At 54.4% G+C, this 16,626-nt stretch carries 17 protein-coding genes and 1 pseudogene; 7 read left to right on the top strand and 11 right to left on the bottom strand.

The window, feature by feature from the left end:
* Positions 1–37 precede the first annotated feature (37 nt).
* From BLW97_RS00390 to nfsA, 4 genes are read left to right on the top strand one after another with little or no spacing between them, the layout of a single operon-like run.
* A complete protein-coding gene (locus BLW97_RS00390; RefSeq protein ID WP_075322007.1) occupies positions 38–1,000 on the top strand; it encodes a DnaJ C-terminal domain-containing protein in 963 nt (320 codons plus the stop codon).
* A 15-nt stretch (positions 1,001–1,015) separates the two neighbouring features.
* A complete protein-coding gene (locus tag BLW97_RS00385; RefSeq protein ID WP_010640796.1) occupies positions 1,016–1,303 on the top strand; it encodes a chaperone modulator CbpM in 288 nt (95 codons plus the stop codon).
* Positions 1,304–1,329: 26 nt separating this feature from the next.
* Entirely contained in the window at positions 1,330–1,860 is a 531-nt protein-coding gene (locus BLW97_RS00380; protein ID WP_075323518.1) for a methylated-DNA--[protein]-cysteine S-methyltransferase, read from the top strand.
* Positions 1,861–1,887: 27 nt separating this feature from the next.
* Positions 1,888–2,625 carry an oxygen-insensitive NADPH nitroreductase gene (gene nfsA / locus BLW97_RS00375; RefSeq protein ID WP_024894513.1) on the top strand — a complete coding sequence of 246 codons (738 nt, stop codon included), beginning with the start codon at positions 1,888–1,890 and terminating at the stop codon, positions 2,623–2,625.
* Between the two features lie 130 nt (positions 2,626–2,755).
* Here the strand turns inward: nfsA and BLW97_RS00370 are convergent, their stop codons facing one another.
* From BLW97_RS00370 to BLW97_RS00340, 7 genes and pseudogenes are all read right to left on the bottom strand, one after another.
* The gene (locus tag BLW97_RS00370; protein WP_075322006.1) at positions 2,756–4,039 is read right to left on the bottom strand and encodes an alpha/beta hydrolase; all 1,284 of its coding nucleotides are present in this window, start codon (positions 4,037–4,039) and stop codon (positions 2,756–2,758) included.
* 241 nt (positions 4,040–4,280) lie between these two features.
* Positions 4,281–4,871, bottom strand: a pseudogene (locus BLW97_RS00365) (SDR family NAD(P)-dependent oxidoreductase).
* Positions 4,868–5,266: a VOC family protein gene (locus tag BLW97_RS00360; protein ID WP_075322005.1), complete on the bottom strand. Its 399-nt coding sequence runs from the start codon at positions 5,264–5,266 to the stop codon at positions 4,868–4,870. Before BLW97_RS00360 ends, BLW97_RS00365 begins: the two are co-directional and overlap by 4 nt.
* Before the next feature lie 126 nt (positions 5,267–5,392).
* On the bottom strand, positions 5,393–5,821 hold the full coding sequence (locus tag BLW97_RS00355) for a type II toxin-antitoxin system VapC family toxin (RefSeq protein WP_207650530.1): 429 nt from the start codon (positions 5,819–5,821) through the stop codon (positions 5,393–5,395).
* Positions 5,818–6,072, bottom strand: a complete 255-nt coding sequence (locus BLW97_RS00350; protein WP_024894508.1) for a type II toxin-antitoxin system Phd/YefM family antitoxin — start codon at positions 6,070–6,072, stop codon at positions 5,818–5,820. The genes BLW97_RS00355 and BLW97_RS00350 overlap by 4 nt, the downstream gene beginning before the upstream one ends.
* Before the next feature lie 175 nt (positions 6,073–6,247).
* The gene (locus tag BLW97_RS00345) at positions 6,248–6,580 is read right to left on the bottom strand and encodes a helix-turn-helix domain-containing protein (RefSeq protein WP_010640808.1); all 333 of its coding nucleotides are present in this window, start codon (positions 6,578–6,580) and stop codon (positions 6,248–6,250) included.
* Positions 6,577–6,924: a type II toxin-antitoxin system RelE/ParE family toxin gene (locus tag BLW97_RS00340; protein WP_031572195.1), complete on the bottom strand. Its 348-nt coding sequence runs from the start codon at positions 6,922–6,924 to the stop codon at positions 6,577–6,579. The genes BLW97_RS00345 and BLW97_RS00340 overlap by 4 nt, the downstream gene beginning before the upstream one ends.
* 886 nt (positions 6,925–7,810) lie before the next feature.
* Between BLW97_RS00340 and BLW97_RS19345 the strand changes: the two genes are divergently transcribed.
* The 3 genes from BLW97_RS19345 to BLW97_RS00325 all read left to right on the top strand — a co-directional run bounded on the left by BLW97_RS19345 (position 7,811) and on the right by BLW97_RS00325 (position 11,229).
* Complete coding sequence (locus BLW97_RS19345; RefSeq protein ID WP_158025098.1) at positions 7,811–7,975, top strand: hypothetical protein; 165 nt, start codon at positions 7,811–7,813, stop codon at positions 7,973–7,975.
* Positions 7,976–8,035: 60 nt separating this feature from the next.
* Positions 8,036–10,270 carry an EAL domain-containing protein gene (locus BLW97_RS00330; RefSeq protein WP_143214823.1) on the top strand — a complete coding sequence of 745 codons (2,235 nt, stop codon included), beginning with the start codon at positions 8,036–8,038 and terminating at the stop codon, positions 10,268–10,270.
* A 176-nt stretch (positions 10,271–10,446) separates the two neighbouring features.
* Positions 10,447–11,229 carry a PilZ domain-containing protein gene (locus tag BLW97_RS00325; RefSeq protein WP_075322004.1) on the top strand — a complete coding sequence of 261 codons (783 nt, stop codon included), beginning with the start codon at positions 10,447–10,449 and terminating at the stop codon, positions 11,227–11,229.
* An 11-nt stretch (positions 11,230–11,240) separates the two neighbouring features.
* Here the strand turns inward: BLW97_RS00325 and BLW97_RS20555 are convergent, their stop codons facing one another.
* The 4 genes from BLW97_RS20555 to BLW97_RS00305 all read right to left on the bottom strand — a co-directional run bounded on the left by BLW97_RS20555 (position 11,241) and on the right by BLW97_RS00305 (position 16,325).
* Positions 11,241–12,236, bottom strand: a complete 996-nt coding sequence (locus tag BLW97_RS20555) for a methyl-accepting chemotaxis protein (protein WP_075322003.1) — start codon at positions 12,234–12,236, stop codon at positions 11,241–11,243.
* 34 nt (positions 12,237–12,270) lie between these two features.
* Positions 12,271–12,522, bottom strand: coding sequence for a hypothetical protein (locus BLW97_RS00315; protein WP_075322002.1), 252 nt, complete (start codon positions 12,520–12,522; stop codon positions 12,271–12,273).
* Between the two features lie 66 nt (positions 12,523–12,588).
* Complete coding sequence (locus BLW97_RS00310) at positions 12,589–15,687, bottom strand: bifunctional diguanylate cyclase/phosphodiesterase (protein ID WP_075322001.1); 3,099 nt, start codon at positions 15,685–15,687, stop codon at positions 12,589–12,591.
* A gap of 254 nt (positions 15,688–15,941) precedes the next feature.
* Entirely contained in the window at positions 15,942–16,325 is a 384-nt protein-coding gene (locus BLW97_RS00305) for an SEL1-like repeat protein (RefSeq protein ID WP_075322000.1), read from the bottom strand.
* Positions 16,326–16,626: the final 301 nt, after the last annotated feature.

Genomic DNA, 16,626 nt, shown 5'->3' with positions numbered 1-16,626 from the left:
GGCCCTGTCTGCTATAACCCATGATAAGGGGGAACCATTGGAATACAAAGACTACTACAAAATTCTCGGGGTGGAACGCGGGGCCGATGCCGATGCCATCAAGGCCGCGTATCGCAAAATGGCCCGGAAATATCACCCTGACGTCAGCAAGGAAGCCAACGCTGAAGACCGCTTCAAGGATTTGCAGGAAGCCTATGAGGTTTTGAAAGATCCGGAAAAACGGGCGGCTTATGACCAACTGGGCAGCAACTGGCGCGCCGGGCAGGATTTCCGTCCACCGCCCGGCTGGGGTGGGCAGCCTGGCGGTTTTGGAGGTGGTGGATTTGGCGGCGCAGATTTTGGGGGCAATGGCGGCTTCAGCGACTTTTTTGAATCCCTGTTTCGCCAGCAACATGGCGGCGCTGGTGGTTTTCATGGCGGCGGCGGAGGATTTCGCAGCCAGGGCGAAGACAGTGAAGCCAGCATCCAGATCAGTCTGGAGGATGCCGCTCAAGGAGCGCAACGCGACATCAACCTGGAAATGCCCACGCTTGGACCCGATGGCCGGATGCGCCGGGAAGCGCGGCGCCTTACCGTCAAAATCCCCAAGGGCATTCGCGAAGGCCAGCGATTGCGCATGGCAGGACAAGGCTCACCGGGCATGGGCGGCGGACCCAATGGCGATCTTTATCTGCAGGTCCATTTTCAGCCCCATTCCAAATTCCGGGTAGAGGGGGCCGACCTTTATCATGACCTGCACATCACCCCCTGGGAAGCAGTGCTGGGTGCCAGCGTTGAGGTTCCCACTCTGGAAGGCAGTGTCCGGATGAAAATCCCGGCGGGCAGCAGCAGCGGCCAAAAACTGCGTCTCTCCCAAAAAGGACTGCCAGGAACCGGCAGCAAACCAGCGGGTGATCTTTACGCTATTATTCAAATAGTCGTCCCCAAAAATATCAGCGATGAAGAAAAAGCTTTGTGGACCCAGTTAGGAGAAATATCCAGCTATCATCCCCGCCGTTAGAGAGGAGAGTGCACGATGGTCTCAACACCCATTCAGGTTATTGAAGCGGAACTGCTGGAGGAGGGGGCTTTCTGCTTTGATTTGTCGCGCTTCTGCACCTTGCTGCATTGTGCTGAAGGCGAAGCCGTGCAACTGGTCCACTATGGCGTCATTCATCCCGAAGGCAGCGGTCCCCAGCACTGGCGCTTCCGCAGTCTGGACCTGTATCGGGCCAGGCTGAGCCGCCGTCTCGCCCGTGATCTGGAAATTGATCTGGCCGGAGCTGCCCTGGCGGTGGATTTACTGGAACGCTTGCGGCATTAGTGGCTGGCCCTGGCGAGGCTGAAAGTATGTCTCTCAACGAATCCTTGGACTGGCTTATTCATAGGTGCAATACGCCTTTGGGGGAAATGCTCCTGGTAACTGATCCGCAAGGCACTTTGCGGGCATTGGATTACTGGGAGGACAGGCAGCACAGTATTCTTGCAGATCTCGGTCGATTGTACGGCACGGACCGGATCACGCTGACCAGCGGACCCCTGCCCACGTTGATACGTCATAGTCTGGAGGCTTACTGGGCGGGAGATTTGCAGGCACTGACGGTCATTCCTACAAAATCTGCCGGAACGCCCTTTCAGCAGGCAGCCTGGGCGTGGTTACGCACCATCCCCGCCGGAGAAACCCGCAGCTACAAGGAACAGGCTCAGGGCATGAACCATCCTGCGGCTGTTCGCGCGGTAGGACACGCCAACAGCAAGAATCCCATTGGTATTGTCGTACCCTGCCACCGGGTCATTGGCAGCAATGGCACCCTGACTGGATATGCGGGCGGCATAGATCGCAAACGCTGGTTGTTGCAACATGAAGGCGCCCTATCCTGATTCGCACCATTCATTTGGAGATTGAATATGAACGACACACTCAACGTGTTAAAGCAACATCGATCCATACGGCGCTTTAGCGGGCAACCCGTTGAACAAACCCTGGTTCAGGATATCGTACGCTGTGGTCAACATGCTGCAAGTTCCAGTCATATCCAGGCCTGTACGGTCATTCAGATAAGCGATCCGCATTTGCGGGATAAAATCGCACATCTGGCTGGCGACCAGGAATATATCCGCAGTGCTGGCGCTTTCCTGGTATTTTGCGCAGATTTACATCGTGCAGCCCGTATTGGCAGCCGGGAAAATCAAACATTTGTGGCGGGCATGACCGAGCACTTCATTATTGCCACCGTTGATGTCAGCCTGTTCGCCCAAAATTGTGTAACAGCGGCTGAATCAATGGGATTGGGCACTTGCTACATTGGCGCCGTACGCAACCATCCGCAGGAAATCAGTGATCTGCTGCATTTGCCTGAACAGGTTTACCCTGTTTTTGGACTCTGCATCGGTTATCCCGACCAGAATCCTGATCTGAAACCGCGACTGCCCCTGTCCGTAGTGCTCAAGGAAAATAGTTACGATGAAACCCGTGATGAAGCGGAAATCAGCCAGTACGATCAGCAGATGGCCGAGTACTATCGCAATCGCAATGCTTCGCAAAAAAACAGTCGCTGGACCCAGGAAATTGCTGCTCTGGTAGGCCGGGAAGCACGGCCCCACATGCGCGGCTTTTTGGAACGGCGCGGCATGAATACCCGTTAAAAAAACTTTGCTGCCTGGCCTTGCGAAAGGCTCTCATTTTATGTCTTGATGATGAGGTGCGCTGTGCAGTCCGCTGCTTCCTTGCGTCAGACTTTGCGGGGTATTTATGCTCTATCCGTCAGGCTGCCAGTCAGGCTGATTCCCCCATCTCTTTGAACCAGTTACTCCATCCTAAAACTGCACGGGCGAATGTTCCCCGATGCGTCGCATCGCTTCCGGCAGAAATTGCCAGGACTTTTCTATTGCCCATCCCCGTTTGATAGGACATGGCCAATTTTCCCAGACCGACAGTAATTGCTTCGTCTGCCTCACCATAATAATTGCGCGTAGGGGTTTCGATCACCCACCGATAGACCTGATTCCTATGGACAAGACGACCGAACTCCGACTGCATGAAATAATTGGGATTAAAATATTCTGAGCGGATCAAACGATGTAGATCGGTTGGTATCTTATTAAGATCACTTAGCTGCCTAGAATATAGCGCACTACAAAGATCGTAATACTTCGGATTAAAGAAAGATCTTGCCAAGCCCGGCACATCGTAATAACTTTCGTAGGCAAATGCTGACAATACAAAAATAGAATTAAGCCAGGGAGCATCATTAGGACGTGGAAAATTTAAATACCCGCTCATTCCGGCAAAGAGATCAAGAGGTGCAGACGCCGTGGCTGCCGCTTTTACCGCTAGGTTTTCACGTTGCAAAAACTCGGGTAGAGCCATAGTAACAAAGCCACCTTCAGACCAACCACTCAAAAATAAATCGTTAGTCTGAACGCCACGATCAGCGAGTACGGCCTGCCCAGCACGGATCATATCGGCACAGGCCTGTTGCTGGCTTTCCAAAACCAGGTAGCTCTCCGGCTCCTTAGATAGTCCCATGCCGAAATAATCTGCACCTATTAAAACATCACCACGACCAGCAAAAGCAGCGATCATCAACTGAGTTTCTGGTGACTGATCGGGAAACGAAGGAACCTCCTGCCTCCCATAAACGGTTCCATGCTGATATGAGATCAGTCTTGGAGTTGTTTCGGCGTTGACAGGAATTGCGACCAGGCCGGAGGCTGTCGTTGGACGATTATTTCGCTCAGGAATAACTGACGGATAAGTAACACGAAACAAATCTACCGCATTCAGTGCCGGTTTATAGTCTACTTTGAATCCAGTGAAAGCTGGTGCCTCAACGCTTAAAATATGATTAAGACGGGATACTTCCCACCGACCTATATGCTGATAAGTTATCCCCGATACTACCGGGGTCATCCTTGAATTCAATAATTCAGGCCCTTCTTGCGCCGCAGCCTGAGATATGGAAATGGTATTCGCCGCGACCGTGGCACCAACTAATGTTGCAGTTTTCATTAAAAATGAACGACGACTAAGAGAGCTTTCTTGAATTGTTTTCGGCATCAGAGTATTCCTTTATATTAAAGTTTAGTAACTATAAGACTTACGAGCCATCGCTTGTAAAAAAGCGTCATTCGTTTCGCATCTGTTAGCACCAGATGTCTATCATCCCGTATTGCGTATATAGGCTACTCTTGACTCTTTGCCACCTCAGCCCATTCACTAATCACGCCTTCCGCATGCTTACCGTATCTTGATAAGCCATGGTAGCCTCCCTTCACGCGAAGCATAAATCCAAGCCTATCTAATGCAGAGGCGGCGTATCCACCAATCCTGGAGCAATGGCGTTTACCCGAATACCGGGTCCAAGGGTTTTTGCCAGTAAACGGGTAACATGATTCAGCTCGGCTTTGCTGGCAGCGTAAGGAATAGAGGCACCCTTGGGCCGCACCCCGGCATGAGAGCTGATGTTTAACACGGATGCCGGTTGTTCATCTGTCGATGCAGCGCGCAGGTAAGGCTCGCCAAGCGCAATAAGCTGCCAGGGTGCGACCACATGGAGCTCGTAGAGGTGATGCCAGATATCCGGGGTTGCGGCCCATAAATCATCATGCGGAATCACGCTGGACGCACCCGCATTATTGACCAACACATCCAGCCGACCATAGTGCGCAACCACTTGATGGATCAGTTCACGGCGTGCGGCCTCGTCCAGAAGATCCGCCTGAAAATAATGGGCGCCCGCCTATGTCGCTGCTGCTTGAAGGCCTGCAGCTGAGGAAGCGCGGGAATGCAGGGCTACCCGATATCCGGCCTGAGTCAAACGCTGTGCAATGGCGAGACCAATGCCGGAACTCGCACCGGTGACCAGTGCGACACGCGCCCGATCAGTCATGGCCCTTTAATTGCCGAATCATAAATGGACACCTCCAGCAGATTCCCATCGGGATCGCGAAAGTAGACCGAAGTAATCGGACCTGCGGCCCCAGTGCGGAGCACGGGACCCGCTTCAAGGGCAACACCACAGTTCCGGAGATGGGCGAGCAACTCGTGAATGTCTCCCTGAGCGATGAAGCACAAATCTGCTGATCCAGGAACAGGATGAGCCGCATGCGGAGCAATGGGACATTCTGCCGGATGCAGATTAATTTTCTGTTGCCCAAAAACCAGGGCGTTGCGCCCCTCGCCAAAAGTGACGGCCTGCATACCTAACACCTGCGAATAAAAGGCGATGGTTGCAGACATATCCTGCACGGTCAGCACCAGATGATCCAGTCGGTCGATTTGCATGGGGGAGTCTCGGGCAACAAAGATGGACAACTAATTTAGCAGCTGGAAACGTTGCAATATAGCGCTGGAATCACCAATACTGCATTAGTAGGCGTTTTTGCAGATGGAACGCCCATGGCCTGACCATCACTGCAACCGATCCCACGGATTGATGAGGGGCACACCCGTAGACTTAAAATCCGCGACGTTGCGCGTAAACACCGTCATGCCATGCACCAAGGCGGTTGCCGCGATGAGTGCATCGCGCTCTCCACGCTTGTCGGGTACATGCAGCCTGGCGCAGCGTTGTGCCACAGCGGTATCGACTGACAACGTGCGCCTGGAGAACTCAGGCAATACGTGCTGCTCCAGCCATGTGCGCAACAAGGCCCCCTGCGTAGCGTCCTTTCGCTCAATCGACAGCACGCCAAGCTCAAGTTCCATGATGGTGATGGCCGACACAAAGAGGTCGGTGGCATCCACACTTTCCGCCCATGCCGTCACGTTCATATCGGCCTTACCAAACCGCACCTTGCGCAATTCAGAAACCACGTTGGTATCGAGAAGCAACATCATGAAAAATCAGCCGGACGCCTTTCAATAGCCACGCGCGGCGGATCAAACTCGATGTCAGCAATACCCGGCATAGCGAGTGCATCGGCAATGTTGCGGCGCTGCTGCGTGAGCCGCTGATAATCCTCAAAGCTCATCAGCACATGGGCCGGTCGGCCTCGATCCGTGATGAACACCGGCCCGTTGTTGGCGGCCCGTTTGGCCTCGCTCGCCCTTTGGTTGAACTCGCGACTGGTTAAGGTGGTAATGGTCATGATGACACCCCCGCACGCTGGATGAATGTAGAAACGTTACTACGCCGATCCAGCGGGTGCAAGCGTTTCAGAAGTTGTAACCAGTAAGCAATTAATCCACGCTCGGCAAACCGGTTCGGGTTTCGTGGGGATTTTTTGCCTCAAAGGAGTATCACTTGTTGGGCATTGCTGAGCGTTACTGAACAGACAACTGGACGTGTTTGCCTGCTCTCGCCAGCATATCCACCAACGCGTCAATGGTGAATTTGATGGCCTTCTTGTTGACTACGTCAGAAACACGCGGACGGGTCACGCCCAGGATTTCCGCCGCTTCAGCTTGCTTGAGCTGCTTCGCTTCAATCCATTCTGCCAGCTCTGTCATCAGTGAATCCTTGATGGCCAGCTTTTCAGAGATGATGCGTTGTGATTCGGCCTTCAGGGCTGCCGCTTCTTCTGGTGCAAATCCCAAGTCCGCGAACACGTTGCCGCCGACAGGGGTGATGTGCATGGATTTGGTTTCGATGCTCATTGCTTACTCCTTTCCTGGATAACAGACTTGTAACGCGCAGCCGTGATGTCCTTGTCGTGTTTGCTGGTTGAACTCGTCTTCTTCTTGAAGCAGTGCAACACATAAACCGCCTCCGGAAACTTGGCGACGTACATCACGCGGAACCAACCATCGTCGAGATTGATGCGAATTTCTTTGGTTCCCGCGCCTACCACGTCAAAGGGCTTCCAGTCATCAGGTTCAAGTCCTGCCTGCACCTGACTAAGCTGGTGTCCAGCCTCCTTGCGCGCATTAGGGGTGAAGATGTCGTCGTCCTTGATGTCTCGCAGCGAAGATCCTCGCCAGTCAATCGGTTTTTCGCTCATACACCTCCCCAGCAATAATGTATCATATTTTATACACGGCGCAAGATAACTGTCTACTTGCCCAGTGTTCAGTGACAAAAAAGCATCATCCTGATTGGCATGCAACTTATTGATTATGGGTCGCCGTTTGGTTGGCCTAGTGGGGTAAGTATCATCCTGAGTTGCCTATCAAACACGCCACTGACGGGGGCGCAGAACAATAAAGTGTCATCCTGATAGCAACTTAACTCGTTGATTCTTTGTCCGATACATACTTTCTTTCACGTTTTTGCTGTACTCTAGGATGATACTTTATTGTTCAGGATGATACTTTTTTGTCCTTTAACAACATCTGTAGCATGCAAATAAAGTTGGTAACTTTTTCAAGTTATAGGCCCCTAAAATTAGCGTATTGAGATTTTCAAAAATAAATAAAGTTGGTAACTTTTCATCCGCTCAAGATCAAAGCCCCTAAATTTTGTGCAAATAAAGTTGGTAACAATCGTCATGATCATCCCCCACGAATAAAAGGTCGTAGTGAAACACCTATGACCTACAGTTGAGCATTTCAACAGGGTATTCCTTGGACTCGATCAAGAAACAATGAGTTTTTCCATTAGACATCATCCGGTTTGGAGGAGATTCACTTTGGCATTTGCTGAAAGCTGAACGATCACAAGCTCTGACCATGCACCACCCCGGTGTTAGCCATGAGTAGGGTAGGCTTGGCCTCCACGACCAGAAGAAATTTGTTTCCAGATAGATTTGACCGGAGTTATATGCAGTCACATACTGATCGGGCGGTTGGCCTGACAGGAAATGATCATGGATGCCGATAGTACCCATAAAACGCCCCACTGCGTCCGTAAAAAAACGCCACCCACTCGGAACCATCAGGTCAATGTGCATGTGTCCGATGCCGCGTGGCAAGCCTTGCAGGCTGCAGGCCTTGCAACAGTTGAACATCCACTTTGGGACCGCTCTGAATGACACCATTGAGACCCTGGTGGTGGATGCGGAACTCCGTATATTGCTGGAGAAAGGGCGGGAAGATGATCTCGAAACCGGATAACCCCCCATATGGCGCAGCCAAATCCGCGCACGGTTGCCATCCAGGTCTGGACCGCATCTGGTGACGACGACATCCGCAGGACCCGAAAGTGCCGCACCAGCCGCATTCTCCGAACAGGACACGCTGCTCCTGAAACGTCTTGGGACTACCCTCCGCCCGCGTCTGGCGGAACTGGCCGAAGATCTGTACAACCACATACAAAGCCAACCCGAACCCCCAAACCTGCCCGGCGACGCAGATCAGGCCGCCCGTTTGCGGGCCATGCAAAAAGACTGGCTGGAGAAGCTGTTTGCCGGTCCCTATGATGGCGCTTTTTGGGATACCCAGCGGCATATCGAACTGGCCATTCCTTTGCCGCAAATCTGGGCTACTTTCACTTTTCTGCGCACATCTCTTACCCGTGAAGCCATTCGTGTGGCGGTGACGGAACAGACCGACCCGGTAGCAGGGATCACGCCCCTACTGCGTTTGCTGGATGCCTGCCAATATGCGATGAGCACGGCCTATGAACGCAAACGCCTACACAATGCCATTCTGGCGCTGCGTCAACTGGCCCGGGTCTATGATCTGGAGGCATTTTTCCATGAAGCCGCGAAACTGGCCATTATGGAGGCCCAGGCCGATGGTGCTGGCCTGCTCTGCCCGGCAGAAGGACAACAACTCCAGTATCGGTTTTTTCATGGCCTGCCGATGGCTTATCAGGCTTTTGCCCGCTGGTCATTCCCTGATCATCTGGGCACATCCGGTGCCGCCTTGCAGCGGGGAGAGCCGGTTTATGTCCCCGACTATCCCCAATCCATGTATGCCATGCCCGAATTTGTCGATGCCGGTCTGCGGGGGAGTCTGGCCATCCCTATTCCCGGTCCAGAAGGCCTTCAGGGCGTTTTGGCGATCTCCTGGTTTCAGAGCCAACCGCCCACACGCATTCCGGAAGACCGCTGGGATCACCTGCGCCTCATCACCGACCTGCTGGGGGCCAATCTGCACCGCGAAAAACTCGAAATACGCATGGAAGGGCTCGCCACCCGAGATATGCTGACCGGTTTACCCAACCGTCGCGTGGTCACTGAACGGATCACGACCGCCATGGCCCGCGCGGAACGCCACCAGTGTTTGTTTGCCCTGCTCTTTCTGGATCTGGATGGATTCAAACCCATCAATGATCGCCTCGGGCATCATGTCGGCGATGAAACCCTCCAGCAGGTCGCACACGATTTACGCAGCGCCTTGCGCGGCGAAGACAGTGTCTTGCGCTATGCGGGCGATGAATTCATGGTGCTCGCGCAAGATATGACCCACATCAGTGAAGCAGAGGCCATCGCCCAAAGAATGGTGGAAACCGTACACCGGGATGTCCATAGGGGGGAACTCACTCTGCCGCTCAGCGCGAGCATCGGGGTCAGCGTCTATCCTTTCGATGATGGGAGCGCCGAAGAAATCGTCCATCATGCCGATCTCGCCATGTATGCCGCCAAGCAGGCCGGCGGCGATCAATGGCAATTTTACGATAATGATATTGGCGAGGCCCTGGCCGAAAGGCAAGCGCTCGTCCATGATTTACGGCATGCCCTTGAGCGCGGGGAATTCCGCTTGCACTGGCAACCCATTGTCACCCTGTCCCCGCGCCAGATCAGCGGAGCTGAAGCGCTGTTGCGCTGGCAACATCCGACCCGAGGCTTGCTGAGCCCCGGAGAATTTCTGGAAATCCTGGAGTCCCTCCCCCTGATGCAGGCGGTCGGGCACTGGATCATCGAGACGGCCTGCGCTCAGGCCGCGCAATGGCATCGCCAGGGGCACTGCCTGGATGTGCACATCAACCTCGCAGCCTCACAACTCGAAGACAAGGCATTACTGGATTTTCTCAAAGACACTTTGCGCCGTCACCCCACCCTGCAGCAGGATCACCTCTGGTTAGAGATCGTCGAGAGAGTCGCCTTACGTGACATTCCAGCCACAGCAGCCATGATCCGGGCCTGTCGTGAACTGGGCCTGCATTTTTCGCTGGATGATTTCGGAACCGGTGCGGCAGCCCTGCAGTATCTGGTGGAACTGGAATGCAGTGGAATCAAACTCGACAAAAGCATGGTAGATCCCATGCGCAATAGCCCCAAACATCACAAGATGGTTCGCGCCATGGTAGACATGGCCAAGACCTTGTCGATTCACGTTGTCGCAGAGGGCGTTGAGGACCATCAAACGGCAGAGATCCTGGATGCCATGGGCGTACAGCATGCCCAGGGGTATCTGTTTGCCAAACCCATGGAGGCCGCTGAAATGACCCAGATGCTGGGTTAACGCCGACGTTTGTTTTGGACACAAGCAATGACTCAGAGCCAGCATTCCCCCGTATGGTTTCACCTGAATAGTTTCAAATTTGCAACAGATGTTCTTCGTTGTTACAGTCCGTCATCAGAATACGGCACCATTATCCAGCAGAGGAATCCACAGACTTCACATAGCCTGGCGAACCCATGAGCCTTTCCGTCGACGATACCAACTTAGGGATGCTGCTGCCCATGCGTGCAGGGCATAGCATGGTCGGATATCAGCAGGCTGTTCTGACAGAATTTGCAGAACCCATTCAGGACCATATCCCCGAACATCTATGTACGACAACGGCTGCCGACGCCATGCTGTTTTCTGATGAAGCGAGTGAAGATGGGCAGCACTTCGTTTTCCGGGGCTGTGATCAGGGTGGTTTGGTGTTTTCCCCAAAAAATCCGCTTCTGCCGGCTGAGCATTATCAAAACACCCTAATATTTCTGGAGATAGACAGCCGCATTTACACCTTCATTGCGCGACTCAAGTACATTTTTCAGGGGGATCTGCATTTCGATATGCCCCAAATCCTCCATAAACGCCAAACCCGACATAATAAACGCGTCAGAATCGAAGGCAGCGTGGTTCTCGGACGCAAAAATGGCCGTACTGCCATTGCCCGCATTTATGATTTCAGCCCGACCGGACTCAGTTTTCTGACCGAAGAAACGGACTTCCTGCCCGGAGAAAGCCTATTGGCTTCGTTTGATGTTCCCGAGTGTGGTACCTGCGAAACCATTGCCACCATCGTCCGGGTCGACAACCGGCCTGCGGGGCGCGGTTTTCGGGCCCTGGTTGCGGTCAAAATGACCCTGACCCAGGCGCAACGCGCCAAGGCGGAGCAACTGTATCTCTGCAAAAAAGCCGAAGAACTCAAAAAACGTTCGGAATCTTCCCGGACCCTCCGCCCGGGGGAGTTTTATTTAAAAGACTGACTTGCAGAGCCTCAAGCGGACAAATCCGAATGCATCGTCGATAACGCCTTTCGGAATGCTTCGTGCTGCTTTTGCAGTGCTTCGCGCAAGGCCGACAAATCTGGTGAATCTTCTTGCGCCGCCTGCAGGAGCTGAACAGCTAACTGATGAATCTGCTGATGCGGGACGGCCAAGTCCTGAAAACCACGAAGGGAAGCAAACTGCATCCGGCCAGTGCCATCGTACCATTTCCCCAGACGGCAGGCATGAGAATCCATGGGCAGCGGCAGGTGATCTGGAGACAGTGCCTGGGTGCCCTTTTCGGATTCGCGCAAGGCCACCTCGACGAAATGCTGGTGCGTCTCCTGTGTCGCTTCAAACTGTAATCGCGTGGTCATCTTCCGCAAATGATGCGACTTGTCCAATAAGCGCTGCACGACAGAATCGACGCCAGCCGTCTGCTCCTGAACTGCGCTGTTTTTCTGTTGCATGGCTTTTCCGGAATCCGCAATCTGTTCCATGCTCTCCCGGATTTCGACGGTTGCTTCCTGAACATGGGCTGCCAAGCTGCGTACTTCATCAGCCACCACTGCAAACCCCCGCCCATGTTCTCCTGCCCGCGCTGCCTCAATGGCCGCATTCAAGGCGAGCAGATTGGTTTTATAGGAAATATCCTTGATAGTACCCACGACCCGACTAATTTCCTGAATCTTTTTGAGCAGCAACTGCACCGAAGACACATTATCCGTAATGGCCGATTTAACCTGACCAGAACTTTGTTGCACTTCCTGCATGGCTGTTTCAATATCCGCCGCCGCCCCATCCACATTGACGGTAACCGCCCGCAAGTGCTCCACCAGTTGATGGGTTTTTTCCTGTAAACCCAATACTCGGGAAATCATGGGTTGCGCGAGGGCTTCAAAGTCGGGGTGCTCAACAAGGATCTGCTCAATACGCGGCCCATCACCTTCCAATTGGGCCTCCAGATATTCCAGTAATGCCCGTACTGCCTGACTTTCTTCTGCCACAGTTATCTCTCCTCGCTATTTTTTATCCACTGCATTAAGCACGGTCACTGATCTCAGGACCCTGTGGACGGGTAATGTCATGGGTTCTCGCTGCCGACATATCCGGAGCACCAGAGACCTCCGTGCTGCGATCAACGCAATAGCCCAGGAGGGCCTCCATGAGGAGGATATCCAGTATCCGTTCCGCCGACAGGCCAGAATCCTTGGTCAACAGGGTGAGCGCCCTTTTCTGAAAAGGCGTGATGCGTTCTCTGGGCAGGGAATGGATTTTTCTAGCAATCTTCATCTGGCGTACCCCTCATGATCGTTCCACGCAGACCGTTTCCTTTGAGGCCCGGTAAAGAGCGCCCACCTACCGAACATGGGGATGCCCCAGAAAGCGGTGTAACACATCCATCAGCTGGGCATTCGTTTCCAGCAGCTCCTGAGCTAATTGCCGCGCTTGCGGACTGCCCGGTGGACCGACATGATCTCTTAGCAGTTGGTGCAGGCGATGATGGAGCTGATCCACGTCGACCGGCAAAGCGGCGCGGTCGGGCAGCTGGTTCAACCACAGGGCCAGATGACAATGTTCTGCATCATCACGACCCAAGATCCGCTCCGGCAGACAGCCCTTCCCCTGGAGGTACTGAATGGATTCTTGTACGCGTATCTGGTGCGCGCCCAACAGCCCTGTATCCGTGATACCCATGAGGTGATTGCGTGGTGCAGCAGAATTACCGATGTAATTTATTATGTTAAACGCCTTTACCCAGGCTGGCACGGCCTCTGCGGGCATCGGTTTGGCAAACAGATAGCCCTGCAGGGCCGGGCAGTCCAGAGCCTCCAGCAACTGTAAATGCCCGACGGTTTCCACGCCTTCGGCAATGACCTCCAGACCCAGCATGCGGGCGGTCTTTACGACGCCAGCAACAATGGCAAAGTCACGAGGATCATTGAGCATGTCCAGGACAAAACTCTGGTCAATCTTGATGGTCTGGGCAGGCAGTTTCTGCAGATAGCTCAAGGAAGCATTCCCGGTTCCGAAATCATCCAGGGCGATGCGTAGACCCAGGGCATTACAGTGCTGGAGTGTTTCCTGAGCCTTCTGAAAATCCAGCATGGGGGCACTTTCGGTGACTTCAATTTCGCAATACGCAGGGGCTATCCCGGGATGTGCAGCCAGAGCGCACTGCAAGTCATTCAGAAACTCGGGATCCAGCAGATGCCGGGCGCTGATATTCAGCGACAGGCGTAAGGGAAGCCCGGCCTGGTGCCACTGTTCTCCCTGGGACAGGACCGCATCCAATACAAAGCAGCCGATACGACGGGCCAGGCGGGGATGGTCCAGCGCTTCGGCGAACACAGCGGGCGTGAGCAGCCCCCGTTGGGGATGCTGCAAGCGGATCAGGGCCTCAAAACCAATCACGCCCTGCTCCGGTGACGCAGAAGGGGCAGGCCGGGTCACTACCGGCTGGTAGTACATGACCAAGTTCTGGGCTTCAAGCGCTTCCTGGGTCATCGTCAACATCTCCATCAGCTGTGCTTGTTCAACATCCAGGCTTTTTTCATAAAAACAATACTGATTGCGACCCCGGGCTTTGGCCGCGTAAAGCGCGAGATCCGCATGCCGCAATATCTGCGGGGCATCACCCGTATCCCCGGGGAGAATCGTCCATCCGATACTGGCTGAGACGTTCGCCACCTGTGTGTCCATCTCAATAGGCTGGTTCAACGCATGGATCAGCCGGTAGGCGAGATGCTGGGCGTCTTCCAGATCCTGCATATGGGGCAGCAGCAGTCCAAACTCATCCCCGCCCAGGCGGCTGACACTATCTTCAGGCCGCAGCGTTTCACGGACCCGTTGTGCTACCGTACAAAGCAGTTGATCCCCTTGGTCGTGTCCCCAGCGATCATTGACCTGTTTGAATCCATCCAGATCGAGAATGCCAACCAGGAGGAGATCTCCCGGCAGGGGCTGCGCCTCTGTGGCCTGGCGGAGCTGCTCCAGAAACCACTTGCGGTTGGGCAAGCCGGTCAAATCATCGTGGTGCGCCTGATAAGCCAGGTGCTCGGTCAAACGGCGCCGTTCCGTGACATCATGAAAGACCAGTACGGCGCCCAACACCTGACCATCCCGTCCGTGAATTGGTGCCGCAGAATCTTCAATGGCGATCTCCTGACCATCCGCGCGCAGGAGAACCGTATGGTTGGCCAGCCCCACGATCCGGCCTTCCTGCAAGACTCTGCGGATGGGGTTTTCTACCGGAAGGTGATCCCCCTCATGGGCGATGTGGAAAACCGTTTCGAGCGGTTTTCCCAGAAGGTCTGAGCGTGCAGAACCCAGCATGGATTCAGCAACGGGGTTGATATCTGTGACCCGACCTTGAGTGTCGGTCGTTATCACCCCGTCACCAATGGAATGGAGGGTGACTTCCGCCCGCTCCTTGGCCTCCCACAACCTCAGATCATGGGCCGATCTTTCACGCTGCCGGTCTTCGCCGACGCGGCGAAAGGTCCAATAGCCGAAGGTAGAAAGCAGCAGCAGAGCCAGCATGGCCGCGAAAGGTCCGGTCATCCGATTCCACCAGGTGGCCAGCAGAAAGGAACGTGGCAGTCCCACACCGGCTACCAGCGGATAGCCTCGCACCTGGTTCCAGGCCCCGAGACGCCATTGATTGAACGCCGTAGCCAGGCCATAAAAGCTGGCAGAGCGGGCCTGGGGGTGCGCCCGGATAGACTGGACGGCAATGCCGTTTTGGCGTGCACCAAAGGGGCTTTGTGTGGGCAGAGGATAGAGGCTTTCCAGAAAGCCATCCCGACGCAGCAGAAAGACCGAACTCAAGGCAGGAAGCGGCAGATTGCGCCAAAAAGGGAATTGGCCGTGCTGCAAGGGCAGCAGGGCCACCATGTTGGTCACTACGGAATGTCGGTAGGGGATCCCTTGTGCCCCCAGGAAAAGCGGGACCACCCAGTGTGGATGTTGGGGGTGTCCCGGATTACGCACCGCCAAAGGAGGACCGACGCAGAGGCCGGAAGCCTGTCTACAACGCTGGATCAGTTGCCGCTGCTGGTCCGTAATCCGGAAACGGACATCCGGCGATGCCGGGCGAGAAAGCAAGGTCCGCAGCAGTCCCTTGTCCATCCCGGCAGCCACCACTCCGTCACCTGCCGTACGCACACCGACACTGTTGAAATCGGGATTGAGGACCAGGTAGTCCTGCAATTTTTCGTGAATCGCCAGAGGCGTGGCATCGGCTCCTTTGCCCGTGTCCTGACCCAACATAGCCAATGAAGACTGGGTCCCCTTGAGAAATAAATGCGTGCCATCCGCCACAGCGGCTGCCAGCACCCGCAAGTTGGTGCTGTATTCCTGACAAACATCCTGCCATGTTTCATAAGCCAGGCCTTCTCCAGCCAGCACCACAATGACCACAAACAAAAGCCAGGCACGCAATAACCAGGGTAGCATCGGTATCAATCTACCTTGGAGAAGCGGACATCATGAGTAAGCACTTTCTACAGCATCCTTTCACACGCACAATTATGTTTCATAAATAGTACAATGTGTTTCACAAATAATACATATTGGTAAATCTACCACGAAACCCGCTGCACCTCATCCTGCGTGTCGGCAGTAATTGTCATACAGGCTTTTGCAAAACCAGGGAGGACGCGGTGCTCCACTCGTTGCGGTAATGATAAATCCATACCGGCGCTTAGCGCTTAGTCCGTTATTTCCGTGGCATATAGGTAAAGGGCATGGCGCGCCAGGCGGCCTACCGAACTGGGATGACCACTCAAAAGCCGCCACTGACGCAACGCCCAAAAGCGGTTTTGGGCGATTCCGCGACCCAGGTACAGGGCCTTGCCATAGTAGTAGCGTGACCAGCGACATCCATGAGGAAAGGCGGCACACCAGCAGGCAACTGCCCGTTCCGGCTCTTTCGTGCGAAACCAGTAGACCCCCAGGTAACGCTGGGCATTGACATGCCCAGCGCGCGCCCGTCGCTCAAGGGTGGCTAAGGCCGTCGCATCGCCTTTGCGCGCCTGGTAAAGGAGCCCGCGTATTTCAGTGTCGCTATACTTGGTGATCAAGTTGCTGCTCATGCCATCTGAGTGCCTCCATGAGGAGCGGTGGCGGTTTCTATAGGCAAAGAGGACGGTCAGTTTGCCCTCTCCGTCTAAAATCCCTTACAGTTCCATGCTATCGGGGTGGAGTGCTTCAGATGACCGTCCTGTTTTTGGCGGTAATAAGCCACAGGCCTAAAGCTTGTCACCCCGACCTTGCCATGGGTGGCTACCCATCAGACGTCGTCCGTGAACGGATTTAAACCGGAGCGAATACCGACAAGCCACGCAGGATGCTGCTGTCGCTCACGGCATGTCCAGATTATCCCATCGATTTTCC

The sequence above is a fragment of the Acidithiobacillus albertensis genome, from assembly GCF_001931655.1.
GTDB classification, from domain to species: Bacteria; Pseudomonadota; Gammaproteobacteria; order Acidithiobacillales; family Acidithiobacillaceae; genus Acidithiobacillus; species Acidithiobacillus thiooxidans.
Note: the sequence above shows the minus strand (reverse complement) of the source record. Positions and strands in the feature narration are given on the sequence as shown.

What these genes read in the sequence shown, in the direction of transcription:
- BLW97_RS00385 (WP_010640796.1), top strand. Translation starts at nt 1,016, where the DNA reads ATGGTCTCAACACCCATTCAGGTTATTGAAGCGGAACTGCTGGAGGAG.
- BLW97_RS00380 (WP_075323518.1), top strand. Translation starts at nt 1,330, where the DNA reads ATGTCTCTCAACGAATCCTTGGACTGGCTTATTCATAGGTGCAATACG.
- nfsA (WP_024894513.1), top strand. Translation starts at nt 1,888, where the DNA reads ATGAACGACACACTCAACGTGTTAAAGCAACATCGATCCATACGGCGC.
- BLW97_RS00370 (WP_075322006.1), bottom strand. Translation starts at nt 4,039, where the DNA reads ATGCCGAAAACAATTCAAGAAAGCTCTCTTAGTCGTCGTTCATTTTTA.
- BLW97_RS00360 (WP_075322005.1), bottom strand. Translation starts at nt 5,266, where the DNA reads ATGCAAATCGACCGACTGGATCATCTGGTGCTGACCGTGCAGGATATG.
- BLW97_RS00355 (WP_207650530.1), bottom strand. Translation starts at nt 5,821, where the DNA reads ATGATGTTGCTTCTCGATACCAACGTGGTTTCTGAATTGCGCAAGGTG.
- BLW97_RS00350 (WP_024894508.1), bottom strand. Translation starts at nt 6,072, where the DNA reads ATGACCATTACCACCTTAACCAGTCGCGAGTTCAACCAAAGGGCGAGC.
- BLW97_RS00345 (WP_010640808.1), bottom strand. Translation starts at nt 6,580, where the DNA reads ATGAGCATCGAAACCAAATCCATGCACATCACCCCTGTCGGCGGCAAC.
- BLW97_RS00340 (WP_031572195.1), bottom strand. Translation starts at nt 6,924, where the DNA reads ATGAGCGAAAAACCGATTGACTGGCGAGGATCTTCGCTGCGAGACATC.
- BLW97_RS19345 (WP_158025098.1), top strand. Translation starts at nt 7,811, where the DNA reads ATGTGTCCGATGCCGCGTGGCAAGCCTTGCAGGCTGCAGGCCTTGCAA.
- BLW97_RS00325 (WP_075322004.1), top strand. Translation starts at nt 10,447, where the DNA reads ATGAGCCTTTCCGTCGACGATACCAACTTAGGGATGCTGCTGCCCATG.
- BLW97_RS00315 (WP_075322002.1), bottom strand. Translation starts at nt 12,522, where the DNA reads ATGAAGATTGCTAGAAAAATCCATTCCCTGCCCAGAGAACGCATCACG.
- BLW97_RS00310 (WP_075322001.1), bottom strand. Translation starts at nt 15,687, where the DNA reads ATGCTACCCTGGTTATTGCGTGCCTGGCTTTTGTTTGTGGTCATTGTG.
- BLW97_RS00305 (WP_075322000.1), bottom strand. Translation starts at nt 16,325, where the DNA reads ATGAGCAGCAACTTGATCACCAAGTATAGCGACACTGAAATACGCGGG.